The 17,213-nt window shown below is 70.8% G+C and carries 18 protein-coding genes and 2 pseudogenes; 10 read left to right on the top strand and 10 right to left on the bottom strand.

Annotated features, from left to right (window positions below; genetic code table 11):
* Window positions 1-529 precede the first annotated feature (529 nt).
* The 4 genes from ACFC8N_RS16495 to ACFC8N_RS16480 all read left to right on the top strand — a co-directional run bounded on the left by ACFC8N_RS16495 (window position 530) and on the right by ACFC8N_RS16480 (window position 3,851).
* A complete protein-coding gene (locus tag ACFC8N_RS16495) occupies window positions 530-1,666 on the top strand; it encodes a molybdopterin-dependent oxidoreductase (protein ID WP_376288528.1) in 1,137 nt (378 codons plus the stop codon).
* Window positions 1,663-2,076 (top strand): hypothetical protein, encoded by a 414-nt coding sequence (locus tag ACFC8N_RS16490; RefSeq protein ID WP_071376289.1) that lies wholly within the window; start codon window positions 1,663-1,665, stop codon window positions 2,074-2,076. Before ACFC8N_RS16495 ends, ACFC8N_RS16490 begins: the two co-directional genes overlap by 4 nt.
* 76 nt (window positions 2,077-2,152) lie before the next feature.
* The gene (locus tag ACFC8N_RS16485; protein ID WP_362822710.1) at window positions 2,153-2,746 is read left to right on the top strand and encodes a hypothetical protein; all 594 of its coding nucleotides are present in this window, start codon (window positions 2,153-2,155) and stop codon (window positions 2,744-2,746) included.
* A 52-nt stretch (window positions 2,747-2,798) separates the two neighbouring features.
* The gene (locus ACFC8N_RS16480) at window positions 2,799-3,851 is read left to right on the top strand and encodes an NAD-dependent epimerase/dehydratase family protein (RefSeq protein ID WP_376288527.1); all 1,053 of its coding nucleotides are present in this window, start codon (window positions 2,799-2,801) and stop codon (window positions 3,849-3,851) included.
* Window positions 3,852-3,929: 78 nt separating this feature from the next.
* Here ACFC8N_RS16480 and ACFC8N_RS16475 read toward each other — a convergent pair whose 3' ends face one another.
* Window positions 3,930-5,042, bottom strand: coding sequence for a sensor histidine kinase (locus ACFC8N_RS16475; RefSeq protein ID WP_376288526.1), 1,113 nt, complete (start codon window positions 5,040-5,042; stop codon window positions 3,930-3,932).
* Complete coding sequence (locus tag ACFC8N_RS16470) at window positions 5,032-5,760, bottom strand: response regulator transcription factor (protein WP_356038901.1); 729 nt, start codon at window positions 5,758-5,760, stop codon at window positions 5,032-5,034. Before ACFC8N_RS16470 ends, ACFC8N_RS16475 begins: the two co-directional genes overlap by 11 nt.
* 142 nt (window positions 5,761-5,902) lie before the next feature.
* Between ACFC8N_RS16470 and ACFC8N_RS16465 the strand changes: the two genes are divergently transcribed.
* Genes ACFC8N_RS16465 through ACFC8N_RS16450 form a run of 4 tightly spaced genes read left to right on the top strand, consistent with a single transcriptional unit; the run spans window position 5,903 to window position 9,661 of the window.
* Window positions 5,903-6,628, top strand: coding sequence for a glycosyltransferase family 2 protein (locus ACFC8N_RS16465; protein WP_376288525.1), 726 nt, complete (start codon window positions 5,903-5,905; stop codon window positions 6,626-6,628).
* Window positions 6,625-7,266 carry a DUF2064 domain-containing protein gene (locus ACFC8N_RS16460; protein WP_376288524.1) on the top strand — a complete coding sequence of 214 codons (642 nt, stop codon included), beginning with the start codon at window positions 6,625-6,627 and terminating at the stop codon, window positions 7,264-7,266. Before ACFC8N_RS16465 ends, ACFC8N_RS16460 begins: the two co-directional genes overlap by 4 nt.
* Entirely contained in the window at window positions 7,263-8,138 is an 876-nt protein-coding gene (locus tag ACFC8N_RS16455) for a class I SAM-dependent DNA methyltransferase (RefSeq protein ID WP_376288523.1), read from the top strand. Before ACFC8N_RS16460 ends, ACFC8N_RS16455 begins: the two co-directional genes overlap by 4 nt.
* Complete coding sequence (locus ACFC8N_RS16450; RefSeq protein ID WP_376288522.1) at window positions 8,135-9,661, top strand: glycosyltransferase 87 family protein; 1,527 nt, start codon at window positions 8,135-8,137, stop codon at window positions 9,659-9,661. Before ACFC8N_RS16455 ends, ACFC8N_RS16450 begins: the two co-directional genes overlap by 4 nt.
* 111 nt (window positions 9,662-9,772) lie before the next feature.
* On the opposite strand, the gene ACFC8N_RS16445 is transcribed toward ACFC8N_RS16450, so the two are convergent.
* Window positions 9,773-11,596 carry a glycoside hydrolase family 15 protein gene (locus ACFC8N_RS16445; RefSeq protein ID WP_376288521.1) on the bottom strand — a complete coding sequence of 608 codons (1,824 nt, stop codon included), beginning with the start codon at window positions 11,594-11,596 and terminating at the stop codon, window positions 9,773-9,775.
* Window positions 11,597-11,694: 98 nt separating this feature from the next.
* On the opposite strand from ACFC8N_RS16445, the gene ACFC8N_RS16440 reads away from it, so the two are divergent.
* Window positions 11,695-12,039: a hypothetical protein gene (locus ACFC8N_RS16440; protein ID WP_376288520.1), complete on the top strand. Its 345-nt coding sequence runs from the start codon at window positions 11,695-11,697 to the stop codon at window positions 12,037-12,039.
* On the opposite strand, the gene ACFC8N_RS16435 is transcribed toward ACFC8N_RS16440, so the two are convergent.
* From ACFC8N_RS16435 to ACFC8N_RS16425, 3 genes are all read right to left on the bottom strand, one after another.
* Window positions 12,040-12,447: a hypothetical protein gene (locus tag ACFC8N_RS16435; protein ID WP_376288519.1), complete on the bottom strand. Its 408-nt coding sequence runs from the start codon at window positions 12,445-12,447 to the stop codon at window positions 12,040-12,042.
* A gap of 64 nt (window positions 12,448-12,511) precedes the next feature.
* Entirely contained in the window at window positions 12,512-12,667 is a 156-nt protein-coding gene (locus tag ACFC8N_RS16430) for a hypothetical protein (RefSeq protein WP_376288518.1), read from the bottom strand.
* A gap of 78 nt (window positions 12,668-12,745) precedes the next feature.
* Window positions 12,746-14,020 carry an MFS transporter gene (locus ACFC8N_RS16425; protein ID WP_376288517.1) on the bottom strand — a complete coding sequence of 425 codons (1,275 nt, stop codon included), beginning with the start codon at window positions 14,018-14,020 and terminating at the stop codon, window positions 12,746-12,748.
* Between the two features lie 82 nt (window positions 14,021-14,102).
* Here ACFC8N_RS16425 and ACFC8N_RS16420 point away from each other — a divergent pair, with 82 nt between their 5' ends.
* Window positions 14,103-15,107, top strand: a complete 1,005-nt coding sequence (locus tag ACFC8N_RS16420; protein ID WP_376288768.1) for a helix-turn-helix domain-containing protein — start codon at window positions 14,103-14,105, stop codon at window positions 15,105-15,107.
* Between the two features lie 108 nt (window positions 15,108-15,215).
* Here ACFC8N_RS16420 and ACFC8N_RS16415 read toward each other — a convergent pair whose 3' ends face one another.
* The 4 genes and pseudogenes from ACFC8N_RS16415 to ACFC8N_RS16400 all read right to left on the bottom strand — a co-directional run.
* Complete coding sequence (locus ACFC8N_RS16415) at window positions 15,216-15,857, bottom strand: class I SAM-dependent methyltransferase (protein WP_376288516.1); 642 nt, start codon at window positions 15,855-15,857, stop codon at window positions 15,216-15,218.
* Window positions 15,858-16,082: 225 nt separating this feature from the next.
* Window positions 16,083-16,157, bottom strand: a pseudogene (locus tag ACFC8N_RS16410) (flavodoxin family protein); the annotation flags it as partial.
* Window positions 16,153-16,413 (bottom strand): annotated as a pseudogene (locus tag ACFC8N_RS16405) (transposase); the annotation flags it as partial. The pseudogenes ACFC8N_RS16405 and ACFC8N_RS16410, both read right to left, overlap by 5 nt.
* A 161-nt stretch (window positions 16,414-16,574) precedes the next feature.
* The coding region (locus ACFC8N_RS16400; protein WP_376288515.1) for a diacylglycerol/lipid kinase family protein at window positions 16,575-17,213 on the bottom strand (639 nt) is incomplete at its 5' end.

Raw genomic sequence — 17,213 nt, 5'->3', positions numbered from 1 at the left:
CCGGATCGGGTGCCCATTGTTGGAGTCGGCAGTTCGGCAACGTGGGTACGCACTGATCTGGTCCGGGTCCAGGACTGCTGCGGGAAGGGCGGCCGTCGGAGCGGAGGCTACGGCGGCGGGGCGGTTCCCGGAGGGAACGCTCCCTCGGTCGAAAGCTGCGGGTGAGGAGTCGGAGGTCGGCTTCGCGGCCGCGTGGCCGGCGCTGGCCGGGCAGCGACGCGTGTGCGTCCTCACGCTGTGACCGTCCTGCTCGGGCAAGGCTGTGCACCGGCCCGGCCGCCTCGCAGGAGGTGTTCCTGTAAGGCCCATGTGCAGGCTTCGAGGCGCTGGACGGCGTGACGGCCGTATTGCGAAGCGCGGACGCCGGACAGGTGCCCGGCTTCCGCCAAGTGCCTGCCACACGGGTGGTCAGGACTGCGACGGGTGGAGTCCCGCGGATGTTCGGCGCGCCCTGCGGCCGGGAGATGTCCCTGTTCCGTAAGGCGGTCGGACGTTCCATGGCGGCCTTCCTCCGGGTGGGATGGAAGGCATGACATCGCGTTTCCTTCCGCCTGTGTTCAAGGGCAGACTGCACGACGCCCGCACGGCGACCTCCATCGGGCGGTGGCTCGGCCTGGCGTTCACGGTGTGCTTCTGCACCGGCTTGATCAGCCACTTCATGCAGCACCCGCCGGGATGGCTCGCTAACGAGCTGCCCAGCCGTCCGGTGTGGGGATACCGGTTCACGCAGGGGCTCCACGTCGCGTCCGGTATCGCGGCGATCCCGTTGCTGCTCGCCAAGTTGTGGACGGTGTATCCCCGCCTGTTTGAGTGGCCCCCGGTGCGCTCGGTGCGGCACGCCCTGGAACGGGTGTCGGTGGCTGTCCTGGTCGCGGCCGCCCTCTTCGAGCTGGCGACCGGCCTGCTGAACACCGCCCAGTGGTACCCGTGGCCCTTCTCCTTCGTGGAGGTGCACTACGCCGTGGCCTGGCTGCTGACAGGAGCGCTGGTGCTCCACATCGCGGTCAAGGCACCTGAGATCGCGGCACACTGGAGCCGTCGCTCGGCGGGCACGCTGTCCCTGCCGGCCGAGGACGCCCCGGATCGGCGCTCCCTGCTCGCCGCGGTGGCAGCGGCGGTCGGCGCGGTCACCATCACCACGGTGGGGCAGTCCTTCACCCCGCTGAAGGACCTGACTCTTCTCGCACCCCGCCACCCCGACCATGGTCCCGAGGGCCTGCCGGTCAACCGGACTGCCGCCGCGGCCGGGGTCGGCCTGATCCACGCCGAGCGCTACCGCCTGACCGTCGCCGGACCGCGGTCCTACACACTCACGCTGGACGAGCTGCGCTCACTGCCCCAGCACGAGGTCGAGCTGCCGATCGCCTGCGTGGAGGGCTGGAGCAAGTCGGCGCACTGGACAGGTGTGCGCGTCGTGGACCTGCTGGAGCGGGCGGGCGCGCCGGTCCACGCGCGGGTACGGGCGGTGTCCTTGCAGACCCGGGGCGGTTACCGGGTCTCCGAGATGGGTCACGAGCACGCCCGGGACCCGCTGACCTTGCTCGCACTGCGGCTGAACGGTGAGGAACTGTCGCCCGACCACGGATACCCGGTGCGCCTCATCGCTCCGAACCGTCCGGGCGTACTGCAGACCAAGTGGGTCGGCCGACTGGAGGTGCTGTCATGAGGGTCAAGGTGCTGCGACTGCTGGTGGGCGCCGCCGGGCTGGCGCTGATGGGTGTCGGCGCGTCCTTGCTGCTGGACAGACAGCAGGAGCTGATGGGTGTACTGGAGTGGCTCGGCGGGGCGGTCGTGTTGCACGACGCGCTGGTCGCGCCGGTGGTGCTGTTGCTCGGGCTGGTGCTGGTCCGTGGTGGGGTACGGGGGCCGGTCCGCGGGGCGCTGCTCGTGGCAGGCGCTCTGACTGCGGTGGCGCTTCCGGTGCTGCTGCGGCCGGGGCCGCGGGCCAACTCGACGGTGCTGCCGCTCGACTACCCGCGCAACTGGCTTCTGACCCTGGTGGCCGTGGCCACGTTCACGGCCCTGTTGGTGGTGGCGAAGGAGGTCCGTCGCAGCCGACGGCGTCCACCTTCGTAACAGCGGCGTCTTACGGGTGTCTTACGCACCGCCGGCACGGGCCCCGCCTGGCGTAGGGCATTCCTACGGTGGCGCCATGCGCACTCTTCGTACGGTGGTCCTCGCAACGGCTCCGCCCCTGTTCCTGGCTGTGGCGGGCCTGGCCCACCCGCGGCATCTCACCGCGTCGACGGCCGCTCAGTGGACGGCGCTGCATGTCGCTCTGCTTCCCGCCTTCCCCCTGCTGGCGCTCGGCCTGCTGGTGCCGCTGTGGGGCAGACCAGCGGGTGACCTCGACGGTGCACTCACCGTGGTGGCCTGGGCAGGGTGTCTCGGTTACGCGGCCTACTATTCGGGGCTGGACGCGGTGGCCGGTGTCTCTGCCGGGACGGTGGGGAGCCATGGGGCGCAGGAGGCGGTGGGGTGGCTGTTCTCGACCGGTGACGAGTTGGGCCGGGCAGGGGTGTACGCGCTGACAGTCGCCGCTCTCGCCACCGGCGCGGTGCTGCTGCGGCGCCACGGCGTCCGGGTGCTGCCCGGGGCCGTGGTGGTGCTGGGGGCGTGCTGGTCGTTCCTCGACAGTCACATCTTCTGGCCCCGCGGTGTCTTCACCATGCTCGCGTTCGCCGTGGGCTTCGGTCTGCTGAGCGCGGCGGCGTCCGGCCGGTCCGGAAGGCTTACGAACCCCTGACGGTTCTGCGTCCAGGCATCCGCAGATGCGTAGCCGGGCTTAGCGTCGGAGCATGTTGATCCTGGTCACCGGAGGTGTGGGCTTCATCGGCTCGCACATCGTCAGCGCTTTCACCAGTGCCGGGCACGAGGTACGCGTGCTCGACGCGCTCCTGCCCGCCGCCCACCGTACGCGGCCGCCCGTCCCTGATGGTGTCGACTGGCGCCACGCGGATGTGCGCGACAGGGGAGCGGTGGTGGACGCTCTGCGGGGCGTGGACGCCGTCTGCCATCAGGCGGCGATGGTCGGGCTCGGCAAGGACTTCGCGGACGCGCCCGACTACGTCGGCTGCAATGACCTCGGCACGGCCGTACTGCTGGCGGGCATGGCTGCGGCCGGGGTACGCCGGCTCGTGCTGGCGAGTTCCATGGTGGTCTACGGCGAGGGCCGCTACGAGTGTGCCCGGCACAGCGTCGTACGGCCGGGGCCGCGACGGATCGCCGAGCTGGACGCGGGCCGCTTCGAACCGCCGTGCCCACACTGTGGCGAGCCCCTGTCCGCCGGTCTGGTGGGGGAGGAGGCGCCGACCGATCCGCGCAACGTCTACGCGGCCACCAAGCTCGCCCAGGAGCACCTGGCCGCGTCGTGGGCACGGGCGACCGGCGGAAGGGTGGCGGCGCTTCGCTACCACAACGTGTACGGACCCGGCATGCCGCGGGACACCCCGTACGCGGGAGTCGCCTCTTTGTTCCGGTCCGCGCTCGCACGCGGTGAAGCTCCACGTGTGTTCGAGGACGGCGGTCAGCGCCGGGACTTCGTGCACGTGCGGGACGTCGCGGGGGCCAACCTCACGGCCATGGAAGGGCTGCCCGCTCTGCCGGAGGGTGGCCTGCGGGCGTACAACGTCGGCAGCGGCGACCCGCACACGGTGGGGGAGATGGCCTCCGCGCTGGCCGTGGCGCACGGCGGCGACGCACCCGTCGTCACCGGGGAGTACCGGCTCGGCGACGTCCGTCACATCACTGCCTCCTCGCGCAGGCTGTGCGAGGAGCTGGGCTGGAAGCCGGTGGTGGGCTTCGCAGAGGGGATGGCGGAGTTCGCGGGGGCTGCGCTGCGGGCGGGCTGAGCGTTCCCCGGAGACTACTCGGAAGGGCCGTCCCTGTACTTCCACGGGGACGGCCCTTCTCCGGACCGGAAAGCGGACTCAGGCGGCTGTCGGCAGGCGGACCTCGAAGCGGCAGCCGCCGGGCACGTTGTGGACGGCGGCCCGGCCGCTGTGGGCCTCGACGATGCCCCGCACAATGGCCAGTCCCAGGCCTGCACCGGCGGGCGGGGTGCGGGCGTCGGTGCCGCGCCAGCCGGTGTCGAAGACGCGGGGCAGGTCCTCGGACGGGATGCCGCCGCAGCCGTCGGTCACCGAGACGACGACGCTGCCGCCCTCCTCCCGGGCGGAGACGGCGACCGTTCCGTCGGTGGGCGTGCGGTGGATGGCGTTGACGAGAAGGTTGGCCAGGACGCGGGACATCTCGCGGCCATCGACCTCGATCGGCACCGGTTCGACTCCGTCGCCGATGATCCGTACGCCGTGTTCCCTGGCGAGGGCGTCGGCACCCGCGATCGCGTCGCCGACGAGGTCGTAGACCGACATGCGGGCCGTGTTCAGGGCGAGTACGCCGGCCTGGATGCGGGAGAGTTCGAACAGGTCGCCGACCATCTCGCTGAGCCGCTCGACCTCCGTGCGGATCCGGGCGTGGTAGACGCCCGGATCGTCGACCATGCCGTCCTCCAGCGCCTCGGTCATCGCCTGCAGCCCGGCGAGCGGGGTACGCAGGTCGTGGGAGATCCAGGCGACCAGCTCCCGTCGGGACTCCTCCAAGGCCCGCTCGCGCTCCCTGGAGGCGGCCAGCTTCCCACTGGTTGCATTCAACTCCCGGACCAGTTGGGCCAGTTCGGCTGTAGGGGCGGTGCTGGGCGGAGTGAAGCGGCCCTCGTCACCGAGGGCGCGGGTGGCCTCGGCGAGTGCCTGGCTGCCCTTGACGACGCTGCGGCCCAGGACGAGCGCCACCGCGAGGGAGACGACCGCCGCTATGGAGCACACCATGGTGACGACCCACAGGTCGTGATCCGACAGCAGCATCGCCCACGACACGAGCATGGTCCCGGCGAGCATCGCCGCCACGGCGACGGCGGCGACCACGGTCAGCGACAGCGCGACCGAGCGGTTGCGCAGCAGCCTCAGGGCGGCCACACCGAGCAGTCCGGCGGCGCCCGCGCCGATCGCCGCGTACAGGGCGATCAGGAAGGTGTCACGCAGCATCGTCCGCCCCGGTCGCCGCAGGTACATCGAAGCGGTAGCCGACGCCCCACACGGTGTTGATCAGCCGCGGGCGGGCCGGGTCGTCCTCGATCTTCTCGCGCAGCCGCCGTACATGGACGGTGACGGTGGACAGGTCGCCGAACTCCCAGCCCCACACGCGACGCATCAGTTCCTCCCGGCTCGTGGCCCGCCCGGGATGGCGCAGGAAGAACTCCAGCAGGTCGAACTCCCTGATAGTCAGGGCGAGTTCCTGGCCATCGCGGGTGGCCCGGCGAGCCGTGGGGTCCACAGCGAGCGGTCCGGCCCGCAGTCCGGTCAGGCGTGGTACGGACGGTGTGCTCCGCACCGCCGCCAGCGTCCCCGCACGGCGCAGTACCGACTCCACCCGCAGGACCAGCTCCCTCGGGCTGAAAGGTTTGGTGACATAGTCGTCGGCCCCGACCTCCAGGCCGAGGATGCGGTCCTCCTCGTCACCCCGCGCGGTCAGCATGATCACGGGCAGCGGACCGGTCTCGCGGATACGGCGGCAGACCTCCAGCCCGTCCATGCCGGGCAGCATCAGGTCCAGCACCACCAGTTCCGGCGGCTGTGCCATGGCCCTGGCCACGGCGGACGGGCCGTCGGCGGCCACATCGACGTCGAAGCCCGCCCGGGTCAGATATCCGGCGACGACCTCGGAGACGGTCGGGTCGTCGTCCACGACGAGTACGCGTTTCACGGTATCGAGTCTCACACCGCCCCGCGGCTGTCAGGGGGAGTGGTGGCGGATGTCAGAGATCCGTAAGGACTGTCGCCGACGTCAGAGATCCGTAAGGACGCCAAGTCCCTTACGCCCCTTTTGTGTTCGTAGGGTGAGTGGGGTGATCGAGACTTCCCCCTCTTCTCCCGCCCGGGTCGATGTGGTGCTGCCCTGTCTGGACGAGGCCGAGGCCCTGCCGTGGGTGCTCGACCGGATCCCGCCCGGCTGGCGCGCCATCGTGGTCGACAACGGCTCCACCGACGGCTCGGCGGACATCGCCCGCGCACTCGGCGCCCACGTGGTGACAGAGCCGGTGCGCGGCTTCGGCGCCGCATGCCACGCCGGCGTCATGGCCGCGACCGCCGACGTCGTGTGCTTCTGCGACTGCGACGCCTCCCTCGACCCCGCCCTGCTGCCGGACATCGCCGCACCCGTGCTCGGCGGCACCGCCGATCTGGTGCTGGGCCGGCGGCGCCCCACGTCCCCCGGGGCGTGGCCCGTGCACGCCCGCCTGGCCAACCTGGAGCTGGCCCGGCTCATCCGCAGGCGCACCGGGGTGCGCCTGCACGACCTCGGCCCGATGCGCGCCGTCCGCCGCGAGGCTCTGCTCGCCCTGGAGCTGACCGACCGGCGCTCCGGGTACCCGCTGCAGATGGTGGTGCGCGGCGCCGACGCCGGCTGGCGGGTGCGCGAGACGGAGGTGCCCTATCACCCGCGCACCGGCCGCTCCAAGGTCACCGGTACCTGGCGGGGTACCTGGCAGGCGGTGCACGACATGCGTGCCGTGCTCGCCGAGACGCCCGCCACTACGACCGCCGTCGCCGGCGTGCGGGGAGGCGGACGATGAACGCCCTGCCCCCGGTGACCCTGCTGGTGATCGCCAAGGAACCCGTGCCCGGCCGCGTCAAGACCCGGCTCACCCCGCCCCACACGCCTCAGGAAGCGGCCACTCTGGCCGAGGCTGCCCTCACCGACACGCTCCACACCCTGCTGCAAGCCCCCGCACGCCGTCGCGTGCTCGCTCTCGACGGCACCCCTGGCCCCTGGCTGCCGCCCGGCTACGACGTCGTACCCCAGAGCCCCGGCGGCCTGGACGAGCGGATCATCGCCGCCTTCGCCCACTGTGACGGCCCGACGCTCCTGGTCGGCATGGACACCCCGCAACTGACCGCCGACATGATCGCCGGAGTCGGCCGGGACGGCCGTGATGCCTGGTTCGGTCCGGCCGCGGACGGCGGGTTCTGGGCGCTCGGCCTCGCCGATCCCGCCCGGGCCGGTGCCCTGGTCCGTGGGGTGCCCATGTCCACGGACCGTACGGGCGCGATCCAGCGCATCCGCCTGGCCGAGGCAGGACTGGCCGTGACCGACCTGCCGGTGCTTCGTGACGTGGACACAGCAGCCGACGCTGCCGCGGTCGCCGCCTGCTGTGCACGCGACTCCCGCTTCGCCGCCGTCCTCAACTCGATGGCAGAGGTGGTCCGATGAGCGGGACGGTGGTCGGCATCGACTCCGCCGTGGCCGAGCGGCCGGAACCGGCCGTGGCGGAGGCGGAGCCCCGGGCGGAGAACCCGACGGTGGTCAGGGCCAGGAAGCGCATGCCGGCGCTACCCGTCCGCCCCGCCGTGCCCGTGGAACCGGGCACCCCGTGGATCGACGATCCCTACGCCCACGCTCTGCGCAGCGGACGCGGCCCGCTGTTCCTGCGGCGCCTGTCACAGCCCGATCACCCCGACAGCCTCGGCGAGGACCACGTACTGCCACTGGACGTGGAGCGCTGGTGTGCACGTCCCGACGCGGCGGACACGAGCGTGCTGCGCCGATGTACGGGCTCCGTCCTGGACGTGGGATGCGGACCGGGACGCATGGTGGCCGCACTGGCCGCCCGCGGCATACCGGCGCTGGGTGTGGACCTCAGCCGGGACGCCGTGAAGCGCACCCGGCGCAGTGGTGGCGCCGCCATCCAGCGCTCGGCCTTCGACCGCCTCCCGGGCGAAGGCCGCTGGGGCACCGTGCTGCTGATGGACGGCAACATCGGCATCGGCGGCAATCCCGTCGCCCTGCTGCGCCGCATGCGCGAACTCGTCGCCCCCGGCGGGCTCCTGCTGGCCGAAGCCGCCCCGCAGGACGTGGACCAGCGCCTCACCGTGCGCGTCGAGGACGCCCACGGCCACCACGGACGGCCCTTCCCCTGGGCCAGGCTCGGCACCACCGCGCTCCTGAACGCCGCAGACTCCGCCGGCTGGACCCCGACCGGCAGGTGGACCTGCGAAGGACGCCCGTTCGCGGAACTACGCCGCCGGCGCGCGAATCACCCCGACGCGCAGCCCTCGAACACCGAAAGGCCGCACCACTCATGACCGACAGCGCCCCCACGCGTAGGTCGGCTCCCCGGCCCGCGGAGCCATTGCCCGACCACCCCGCAGAGCCGATGAACCGCCGCGCCGGCCGTACGCGTACCACCCTGGTCGTGGCGGTGCTCGTCGCACTCAGCGCCGTTGTCATCGGCACCCTCCACGCCGGCGACAACCAGAGCGACCCGGGCCGCCTGCTCGTGGGATACGCCATCGCCTGGGCACTGTTCGCCGCCGGGGTCTGGGCCGTGCGCAAACTCCCCGCTCGCGCCGCGACCTTCCTGGTGCTCGCGGGCTCCGCCGCCGTCGCACTGTCCGGCCTGGCGGCACCGCCCCGCACCAGCGACGACATGTACCGCTACGCCTGGGACGGCCGCGTACAGGCGGCCGGTATCTCCCCCTACGCCCACCCGCCGGCCGCCCCCCAACTCGCCCGTCTCCGGGACGAGTGGCTCTTCCCCACCCATGGAGCCTGCGACGGCTGGGGACTGAGGCGCACCGACAGCGGCGCGTGCGTCCGCATCAACCGCCCCAGCGTGCCGACGATCTACCCGCCCGTCGCGGAGGGCTGGTTCCTCGCCGTCCACACCCTCTCGCCACCCGGTACTCGTCACAAGCCGCTCCAAGTGGGCGGAGCGGTACTGGCGTTCGGCACCACCATCGCCCTGCTCGCCGTCCTGCGGCGACGCGGCGACCCGCAACGAGCCCCTGCCCGGGCCGCACTGTGGGGCTGGTGCCCGGCCGTCCCCTTCGAAGCCGTCAACAACGCCCACGTCGACACCCTCGGCGTCCTGCTCACCGTGCTGGCACTGGGCACCGCCGCTTCCGGGGCGCGTCGTGGAGCCCTGCTCGGCGCGGCCGTCGCGGTCAAACTGCTGCCCGTGCTGGCGCTGCCCGGCGCCCTGTCCGGACAGCGCAGCGCGCGACGCATCGGGAGCGTGGCGGCGGCTGCCCTCGGCGCGGTCGCGCTCGCCTACCTGCCCTACGTCCTGGCCTCCGGCACCAGCGTCCTCGGCTATCTCCCCGGCTACCTGAACGAAGAGGGCTACGAACCCGGCGACGTACGCCGCTTCGCCCTGCTTCGGCTGATCCTGCCGGACTCGGCCGCCGGAATCGCCGCTGTTGTCCTGCTCGCGCTGACGGCTCTGTTCGTATGGTGGCGCGGAGACCCGGCACGTCCCTGGAGTGGTGCCCTCCTGGTGACCGGCACGGCGCTGCTGCTGTTCTCACCCAACTACCCCTGGTACTCCCTGCTCGTCATCGCCCTCGCAGCCCTGGACGGCCGCTGGGAGTGGCTCGCCGTCACCGTGGCCGGCACAGTTCTCTACCTCGCCGGCCGGCTGTTGCCCGGGTTCCCTTTGCAGGCATGGGCCTACGGCGTTGCCGCTCTCACTGTCGCACTGGGTGCCTGCCTGAGAGGCATGAAGCCGACGCAGCCCCTGCTGAGTTGCCCCGGGCCTCAGCTGCCCGGCCCGGCGCAGTTCACGACATCAAGGCCGCCCGATCCCACGGCATCATCGGCGCCTTGACCCACGCGGGCGCCCTCTGCCGGGCCGACAAGGCCACCTGGCCACCTCAGCATGTGGTTGACGTGACTTCGAGCGATCGGTGGCCACGGGCCGCCCTGTCGACAACAGTTCCTAAGCGTGGATGTCATGTCGCTCGGCATCGCGGATGGCGCGAGCGGCGTTGATGAGACCGATGTGGCTGAAGGCTTGGGGGAAGTTGCCGAGGGCCTCTGCTGTGGCGGAGTCGGTCTCCTCGGCCAGCAGGCCGAGGTCGTTGGCGTGCGCGAGGGCGGTTTGGAAGGCGTGTCGTGCACGGGCGGTGTGGCCGGTGAGGGCGAGGGCTTGGGCAAGCCAGAAGGTACACAGCAGGAAGGTGCCTTCTTCTTCCTGCAGTTCGTCGGTGAGGTAGCGGCGGACCAGGGCGTTGTGGTCGGTCAGTTGGGTGGCGATGGCCAGCACGGTGGACTGGATGCGGGGGTCGTGTGGTGGCAGGAAGCCGACGATGGGCAGCATCAGTGCGGAGGCGTCGAGGTCGTCAGTGTCGAATGCCTGGGTGAAGGCGCCCAGGTCGGGGTTCCAGCCGCGTTGTTCGATGGCTTGGCGGATCTGGTCGCGCTCGTGCTGCCAGTGGGGCAGGCGTTCGTCGGCCTGGAGGGCTGGGGCCATGTTGATGGCGCGGTCCAGGGCGACCCAGCACATCAGTTTCGAGTGGAGGAAGTGTCTGCTGGGTCCGCGTCTTTCCCAGATGCCTTGATCCGGTTGGGTCCACCGTAGGGCGGCTGTCTCGGCTGCCTGGAGCAGGAAGGTGCGGGTGGCCGGGTCGAGAGGCTCATCGGGTGGAAGGGTCTGGGCTGCGGCGTCGAGGAGTTCGCCGTAGACGTCGAGTTGGCGTTGGCGCCAGGCGTCGTTGCCGATCCGAACGGGGCTGCTGTTGCGCCAGCCGGTCAGGTGGGGCAGGGGCCGCTCGCTGAGGTCACGTTCTCCGCCGATGCCGTACATGATCTGCAGGTCGGCGCCGCGGTCGAGTTGGGTTGCCGCGGCCCGGGCGAGGAAGCCGAAGAACCGGTTCTTCTCTTTCTCGCAGGCGGCCGTGGCCAGTGCCTGAATGGTGAAGCTGGCGTCGCGGACCCATGTGTAGCGGTAGTCCCAGTTGCGCGTTCCGCCCGTCTTCTCGGGTAGAGAGGTGGTGGCCGCGGCGACGATGGCTCCGGTGGGTGCGAAGGTCAGGGCCCGTAGCACGCGCCCGCTGTGGCTCACTTCGTCCTGCCAGGGGCCGACGTAGCCGCGGTGGAGCTTGGACCAGGAGCGCCAGCCTTTGACGGTGTCGGACATGCGACGCCGGATCCGTCCCGTCCGCCAGGCCGCCGACTCCGTTTCCCATGCCGTCCCGACGTGCAGGGCGAATCCGAGGCGGTGCCCGGCCGTGAGCGGGATTCGGCCGTGGGCCGTGGAGCCGCTCATCCGCAGGTCGACGGGGCTCGACAGGAGCAGAACATGGGCGCCCCCGTGCGCCGCAAGCCCGCCTGGCACGGCTGAGAGGAGTGGGTGGACGAGTCCGAACTCCGGGCGCGGCGCGTAGGTGATCTCGATGTCCATCCGCCCTTCGGTGCAGGTGATCTGCCGCAGCAGCATTCCGGGGGAGGCGGTGCCGAGCGCGTGCGCGCGTTCGCGCCGTCCCAGGGCGAGGGCGTCCCGCAGGACCGCCGTGCCGCCGGTCGTGCGGAAGACCGTCTCCAGAACGAGGGTGTCCTCGACGTAACGGCGGCTGATGTCGACCGGGCCGGTGACAGGGCGGATGGACCAGTGGCCGGCGTCTTCGTCGAGGAGTCGGGCGAAGATCGCCGGGCTGTCGAAGCGGGGCACGCACAGCCAGTCCACCGAGCCGTCGGAGGTCACCAGCGCGGCCGAGCGGCAGTCGGACAGCAGGGCGTGGTCACCGATCGGTCGCGCACTCATGCGTCGCAGCCCGTCCACCTCGGGCCGGGCGCCGCCCGGCCGGGACGACGTGAGCAGTCGCCCGCGCCGCAGGTCTCTCCAGGTGCCTGACGGGTGACATGGATCCCAGCCTCCCTGAACAGCGGATTCACCTCCAGCCAATCAGCACGATCGGTGGATCGCATGTGCCGGTTGCCGACGGTTGCTCCGACCGAGTGGCACGAGCTGGTGCCGCGCTCGGCGTACGTCGTCTCTCCCCGCCGCCGCGCTGCGAGCGGCTGCCCCTGCCGCTGATGTCGCTGTCGGTGTTCGGGGTTCTCGTGGTCGCGCCGGCAACCGGCGTCCCGGGCGGTGCGCCGGTTCCCGTAGCCGGGGATGCCACCAAGGTGCTTCAGTACCGGGACCGAATGCAGCACGTTCCAGGTCATGAAGGTGGTGTCGCGGCTGGTGAAGTCTCTCTGTGATCACCCAGCGGACTCCGGGCCGTGATACTTCCCGAGCCGCTGGTGCCAGCGCTGGGCGTCCAGTTCCTGCCGCAACATCCCAAGCTCGATCTGTGCGTGGGTGAGCCCCGTCTCCTCGGCCAGCTCCTCCGGGCTGGTCCTTCCACGGTGAGCCTCGATCGCACGGCCGATCTTGCCTGACCACAGCTCGGTGTCCACGAACGGCCGCGCTTCGACCAGCGCGGCCATATGCTCGCTCGAACATGCGGTCAGCCGCCGCTTCCCGTCCAGTTTCGGGGCATGACCATGGATCGCCGACGAATCCGGCACCAGCGCAGAAACCTCCGTGTCGTCTGAGATCTCCTCCCCGCACAGATCACATAGCTCCGGCAGGAACGCGCCCTCGTCCGGTTCACCCCTATCGGTCACCCTTTCTTCCTACCGCTCAGCCACGACCGCTGAGTGTTGCGACCCAGGCGGCACCGTCCGCAGATCACCCAGACTGCGAATCCCGCAACTGGCGCAGGGACGGGCCCCTGCGCCCAGCACCGGTAAATTGCGGCGGGTGCCCTGGGGCTCGGCTCATGGCAATCTGGCCGTCGATCTCCACATACAGTCCGGTGACGAGGGTGTTCAGCTCGTCGTTCACGCGGAGATCCTGAACACCCTCGTCGCGCTCCCGGAAGCGATGTGTGTGCCGCGCGTGAGGTGGTTGCCAGGGCCGGGCCTACGGAGGCCCCGCACTCCGCTTTCCGATTCGTAGATCCTGAGCAGACTGGGACGTCGTGTTGGTCTGTGGATGTCCGTGCGCGCGTAGTCGGCGCACGGTGGTGGAGGCCAGCGGGGTCACGGCTGCGGTGGCGGAGACGGCGCCGGCGATGGCGGCGAGGCGGTAGCCGCCCACGGCGTGGGTGAGGGGTGCGACGCTGAGTTGGCCTATGGGGATGGTGAGGTAGGAGAGCAGGTCGTTGTAGGACGCGACGCGGGACAGCACGTGTTGGGGGACGTGTTCGTGGAGGGACGTCTCCCAGGCGATGCCGGTGATGGACATGCCGAGGCCGGAGATCAGGGCAGCTGTGATCAGCCAGGGGGTGTCCGTCCGGGTGCCGAGGGCGAGCAGGGGCAGGGCGGTGAGCGCGCTGGCCAGCTGCCCGAGCCGCAGCAGGTGGGTGACCGTGAGGCGGTAGAGCAGCGCGCTGGCTGCCAGCAGTCCGATGCCACGGGCGCTGAGCATGAATCCCCAGGTCGTCTCGCCGCTGAGCTGTTTGGTGAGGGTGGGGCCCAGGATCTGCCAGGTTCCGGTCTGGACGAGGTTGATCACGCAGAAGGACGCGGTGCCGATCCACACCCATCGAATGCGCCGGAACTCGCTCCAGCCGTCGCGGATGTCGGACCACAGAGTGACCGAGCGCGGCTTGGGCAGTGTGCCGGTCAGGGGGAGGCGGGCCAGGCATAGCGCCGCGAGGAGATAGGTCAGGGCATCGAAGGCGAGGGCCGTGCCGCTGCCCGCGGTGACGACGATGACGCCTGCGAGGCTCGGCCCGAAGATCTTCGTCGCGTTGCGGACCGAGCCCAGCATGGCGTTCGCCTGCCTCAGCTGGTCCCGGTCGACCAGCTGAGGCACCACGCCGCGCAGCGCCGGGGTGGTGAAGGCGGCGAGCACGCCGTTGAGGAATTCCAGCGAGGCCACGGGAAGCAGGGCGTAGCGGCCGGAGAGGAGGACGGCGGCGACAGCGCCCTGGGTGAGTGCCGAGCCGAGGTTGGCGGCCAGCAGCACCGTCCGGCGCGGAAACCGGTCGGCCGTGGCGCCGCCCACCAGCAGTAGGCCGAGCAGCGGCACCATGCGGGCGGCCAGCACGACACCGAGGTCACCGGCGTCGGCCTCGGCGGCGAGGACCGCGAAGGTCAGCGCCATGGGAGCCATGGAACTGCCGAGCAGAGAGATCGCTTGTCCGGTGAGGAACCACCGGAATCCGGCCCGTTTCAGAAGAGAGGAACGCACCGGCGAGAGTGTGGGGACACCGACCGGCTGACGGTATCGTTTCGGCAGGAGGCGAAAGGTGACACTGCTCCGCTTGAGCCCGATGGCTCTGTCCCGGTCCCGGTTCGCCCTCTCGCCGCTGGCCGAAACCTTCGGCTCAATGCTCGTACTCAGCAAGCCATGCACCGACCCCTGGCTGACCGCCTGGCACACCCGGCACCACGGCGCCCTGGCCGCCGCTCTGGAGGCCGACCCCTTCGCCAGGGGCCTGGTCGCCCTCCTCGGCTCGACCAAATGGATCCCCGAGTTCATCGCCGGCCCGCCCCCGGGCGGCATGCGCACACGTATCGCCGACGAACTGACCGTCCTGAGCCGTGCCACCGATGACGAGGTGCGCGCCGGGCTGGAGAAGTCACTCGCGCACAGCTGGAAACAGCACGACCCGAGCTGGCTGTCCGGACACGGACTCGCGGCGCGCGTGGCCGGCCTGCTCAAGTCGGTGTGGACGGCGCATGTGGCCCCGGACTGGCCACGCCGCCGGGCACTGCTGGAACGGGACGTCATGTACCGGGCGGGCCTGCTGGCCGCCTACGGCTGGCCACGCGCCCTGCAGCACATGACCCGCCGCAGCGCATGGGTGGGCACCGACGCCATCCGTTTCACTCACCACAAAGGCCCCGACCTCATTGTGGGCGACGAGGGCATGCTCTTCGTGCCCGTCAGCTGCTCCACCGGCAGCTGGCTGTGCTCAGCACCACCGAATCGCTACGCCTTGGTCTACCCCGCCCGCGGAACCGCCGCCGCATCCCCGCCCGCGAAACCCACGGGTGCCCTGGCACGGCTGATCGGTACCGGCCGGGCAGCGATCCTGCAGGAACTCGACCAGCCGGCCACCAGCACCGAACTCGCTGCTCAGCTGGGTCAGTCGCTCGGCACCATCGGCGGTCACCTCGCCGTGCTTCGCGACGCAGACCTGATCACCGGAGCGCGCGTCGGCCGACGCGTGGTCTACCGCCGTACCGCTACAGGCGATCTGCTGGCCGCGCAGCAGCCGACCGACACCCCTGCACCGGAGACCAGCCAAGACCCCTCAATACGTTCGGAATAGCTCGTCCAGTGCGCGGGACTCGTGGCTGGCCAGTCACATTGCCCAGGTCCTTCGCAGACCATCGCATCCGCGAGCACGTATGCCCCGGTTCACCGGGCACTGCCGACTTCAGCCGTTGCGGGTGGCCCACACCTCGACGTACGGGCCCGGATCCACACGGTCGACCTCGAAGCCCGCACCCGTCACGGCGGTGGCAAACTCGTCCGGATCCCAGACGGTGTACCACCGTCTTCCGTCCGGTTCGTCGAGCCAGCCCGTGTGCCCGGTGCCTTTGAGACACACGTACAGCTTGCCACCAGGCCGCAGCAGCGCCGCGAACTGCCCGAGCACGTCCATCGTCTCCGCCGCATCCAGATGGACAAGGGAGGCGGACGCCCAGACACCGTCGAACGTTCCGGCCGGGAACCGCTTCCCGACCTCACGCAGATCGCACTGCGACGTGGGCGCGTGCCTGTTAGCCATCTCCACGAACACCGGGTTCAGGTCGACACCGCGCGCCACATGCCCGTATGTCCGGAACCTCGCGAGGTCGCGGCCCGGACCGCATCCGGCGTCGAGGATCAACGAAGGCGCCGGCAAAGAGCCCGCGAACCGCTCGGCTCGATCCGCCATCTTCGGAGCATGCACAGCCGCGTACTCGCCGGCGTGGTCGCTGTAGACGGCGACCGACTCAGCGACAGGATCCAGCTCTCCGCCGGCGGACGTGGTGTGAGACATCATCCCGTCCATCCTGGCCAGCTCCCGCGTCACCAACCAGTAGCCGGCGCGGAAAAGGGATCAAGCTCATACACGCCATGTAGCCCATCCGTCGCATCCCCCTCCCCACCTCCGGGCCACATGAGCGGCGACGGTGCCAGGGCCGCGACCGCGCAGGGACGAACTCCTGCTGCCAACCGACGCCGCTGCCCCTGCCGCTCAGTGCCTACCGGTGTTCGGGGTTCTCGTAGTCGCGGCGGCACCCGGCGTCCCAGGCGACTTGACGCCGTCCTCGTTGCCGGTGATCAGGCAGCCGCCGACCCGGCCGTAATAGGCGTACTGTCCCGCGTCGTTGCCAGACGCCAGCGTCGTTCCAGTCACGCAGACGCCGCCAGCACGTCATCCCCGAGCCGAAGCCCAGTTCCTGGGGCAGGAACTCCCACGGAATGCCGGTGTACAGCACGAACAGGATGCCCGACAGCACTTTCCGGTCGTCCAGACGCCTGCGCCCCGGGTGATCGGCCCTCCGCGGCACGACCGGAAGCAACGGTTCGATCCGCGCCCACAACTCATCGGACACGACCCACGGAAGCTGCTCACCCTTTCTCACGTGAAGGCTAACGCTCCATCAGGCACCCACATTCCATGGTAAGAAGCCTCACTTTGTTAGGAGTTCTTATGCGATGTCCGCTCCGCGCCCGGACCACCGACGCTGCCTCCCCACCGACGACGCGCCGGTAACAGACGCACCACGGCTTCCACACCCCACCGTCAGGGCGCCTCGGGCAGTGGGCGGTAGACGGTCAGTGCGCTCGGCGCCTTGTCCAGCAGCAGTGCGGGCGGGGCCGGGGCGGTCTCACCGTCGTAGGCCAAATGGGAGGCGCCGTCCAAGCCGGTGACGCGTAGGCGCTTGACGCGCCGCGCCGACAGCACGGGGGAGTGGCGGAGGGTGCCGGACAGGGCGGCGGCGACCAGGCGCAGTCGGGCCAGGTGTCCGGCCCGTACGACCCGGACGTCGAGCAGGCCATCGGCCAGGTCGTGGCGCCGTACCGGTGCCAGGCCCAGGCCACGGTAGGTGCAGTTGCCGGCGAACAACAGCCAGATCTGACGCCGCCGCCCGCCGAACTCGGCCTCCACCGGACGCGCGGTACCCAGCACGTGCAGCACCGCGAGAGCGCCCGCAGCCAAGCTACCCAGCCGCGGCGACCACTTCTCCCGCACCCTCACCAGGTCGGTGTAGGCGCCGATGCTGAAGGTGTTGACGAAGTAGGCCTCGCGTCCGTGCGGCCCCGGCCGGAACCGGGCCACGTCCACACTCACCGCGTGTCCGCCGGTGACGGCCTCGGCCGCGTCCTCGACCGAGTGCAGGTCGAGGTCGTAGGCGAAGTGGTTCAGCGTCCCGCCGGGCAG

This window comes from Streptomyces sp. NPDC055966 (genome assembly GCF_042269865.1).
In the GTDB taxonomy this organism is placed as follows: domain Bacteria; phylum Actinomycetota; class Actinomycetes; order Streptomycetales; family Streptomycetaceae; genus Streptomyces.
The sequence above is the reverse complement of the archived record's forward strand: the minus strand, read 5'-3'. Positions and strand labels throughout refer to the sequence as shown.

Coding starts and splice junctions, on each gene's coding strand:
- ACFC8N_RS16495 (WP_376288528.1), top strand. CDS start 530: ATGACATCGCGTTTCCTTCCGCCTGTGTTCAAGGGCAGACTGCACGAC.
- ACFC8N_RS16490 (WP_071376289.1), top strand. CDS start 1,663: ATGAGGGTCAAGGTGCTGCGACTGCTGGTGGGCGCCGCCGGGCTGGCG.
- ACFC8N_RS16485 (WP_362822710.1), top strand. CDS start 2,153: ATGCGCACTCTTCGTACGGTGGTCCTCGCAACGGCTCCGCCCCTGTTC.
- ACFC8N_RS16480 (WP_376288527.1), top strand. CDS start 2,799: ATGTTGATCCTGGTCACCGGAGGTGTGGGCTTCATCGGCTCGCACATC.
- ACFC8N_RS16475 (WP_376288526.1), bottom strand. CDS start 5,042: ATGCTGCGTGACACCTTCCTGATCGCCCTGTACGCGGCGATCGGCGCG.
- ACFC8N_RS16460 (WP_376288524.1), top strand. CDS start 6,625: ATGAACGCCCTGCCCCCGGTGACCCTGCTGGTGATCGCCAAGGAACCC.
- ACFC8N_RS16455 (WP_376288523.1), top strand. CDS start 7,263: ATGAGCGGGACGGTGGTCGGCATCGACTCCGCCGTGGCCGAGCGGCCG.
- ACFC8N_RS16450 (WP_376288522.1), top strand. CDS start 8,135: ATGACCGACAGCGCCCCCACGCGTAGGTCGGCTCCCCGGCCCGCGGAG.
- ACFC8N_RS16445 (WP_376288521.1), bottom strand. CDS start 11,596: ATGAGTGCGCGACCGATCGGTGACCACGCCCTGCTGTCCGACTGCCGC.
- ACFC8N_RS16440 (WP_376288520.1), top strand. CDS start 11,695: ATGGATCCCAGCCTCCCTGAACAGCGGATTCACCTCCAGCCAATCAGC.
- ACFC8N_RS16420 (WP_376288768.1), top strand. CDS start 14,103: ATGGCTCTGTCCCGGTCCCGGTTCGCCCTCTCGCCGCTGGCCGAAACC.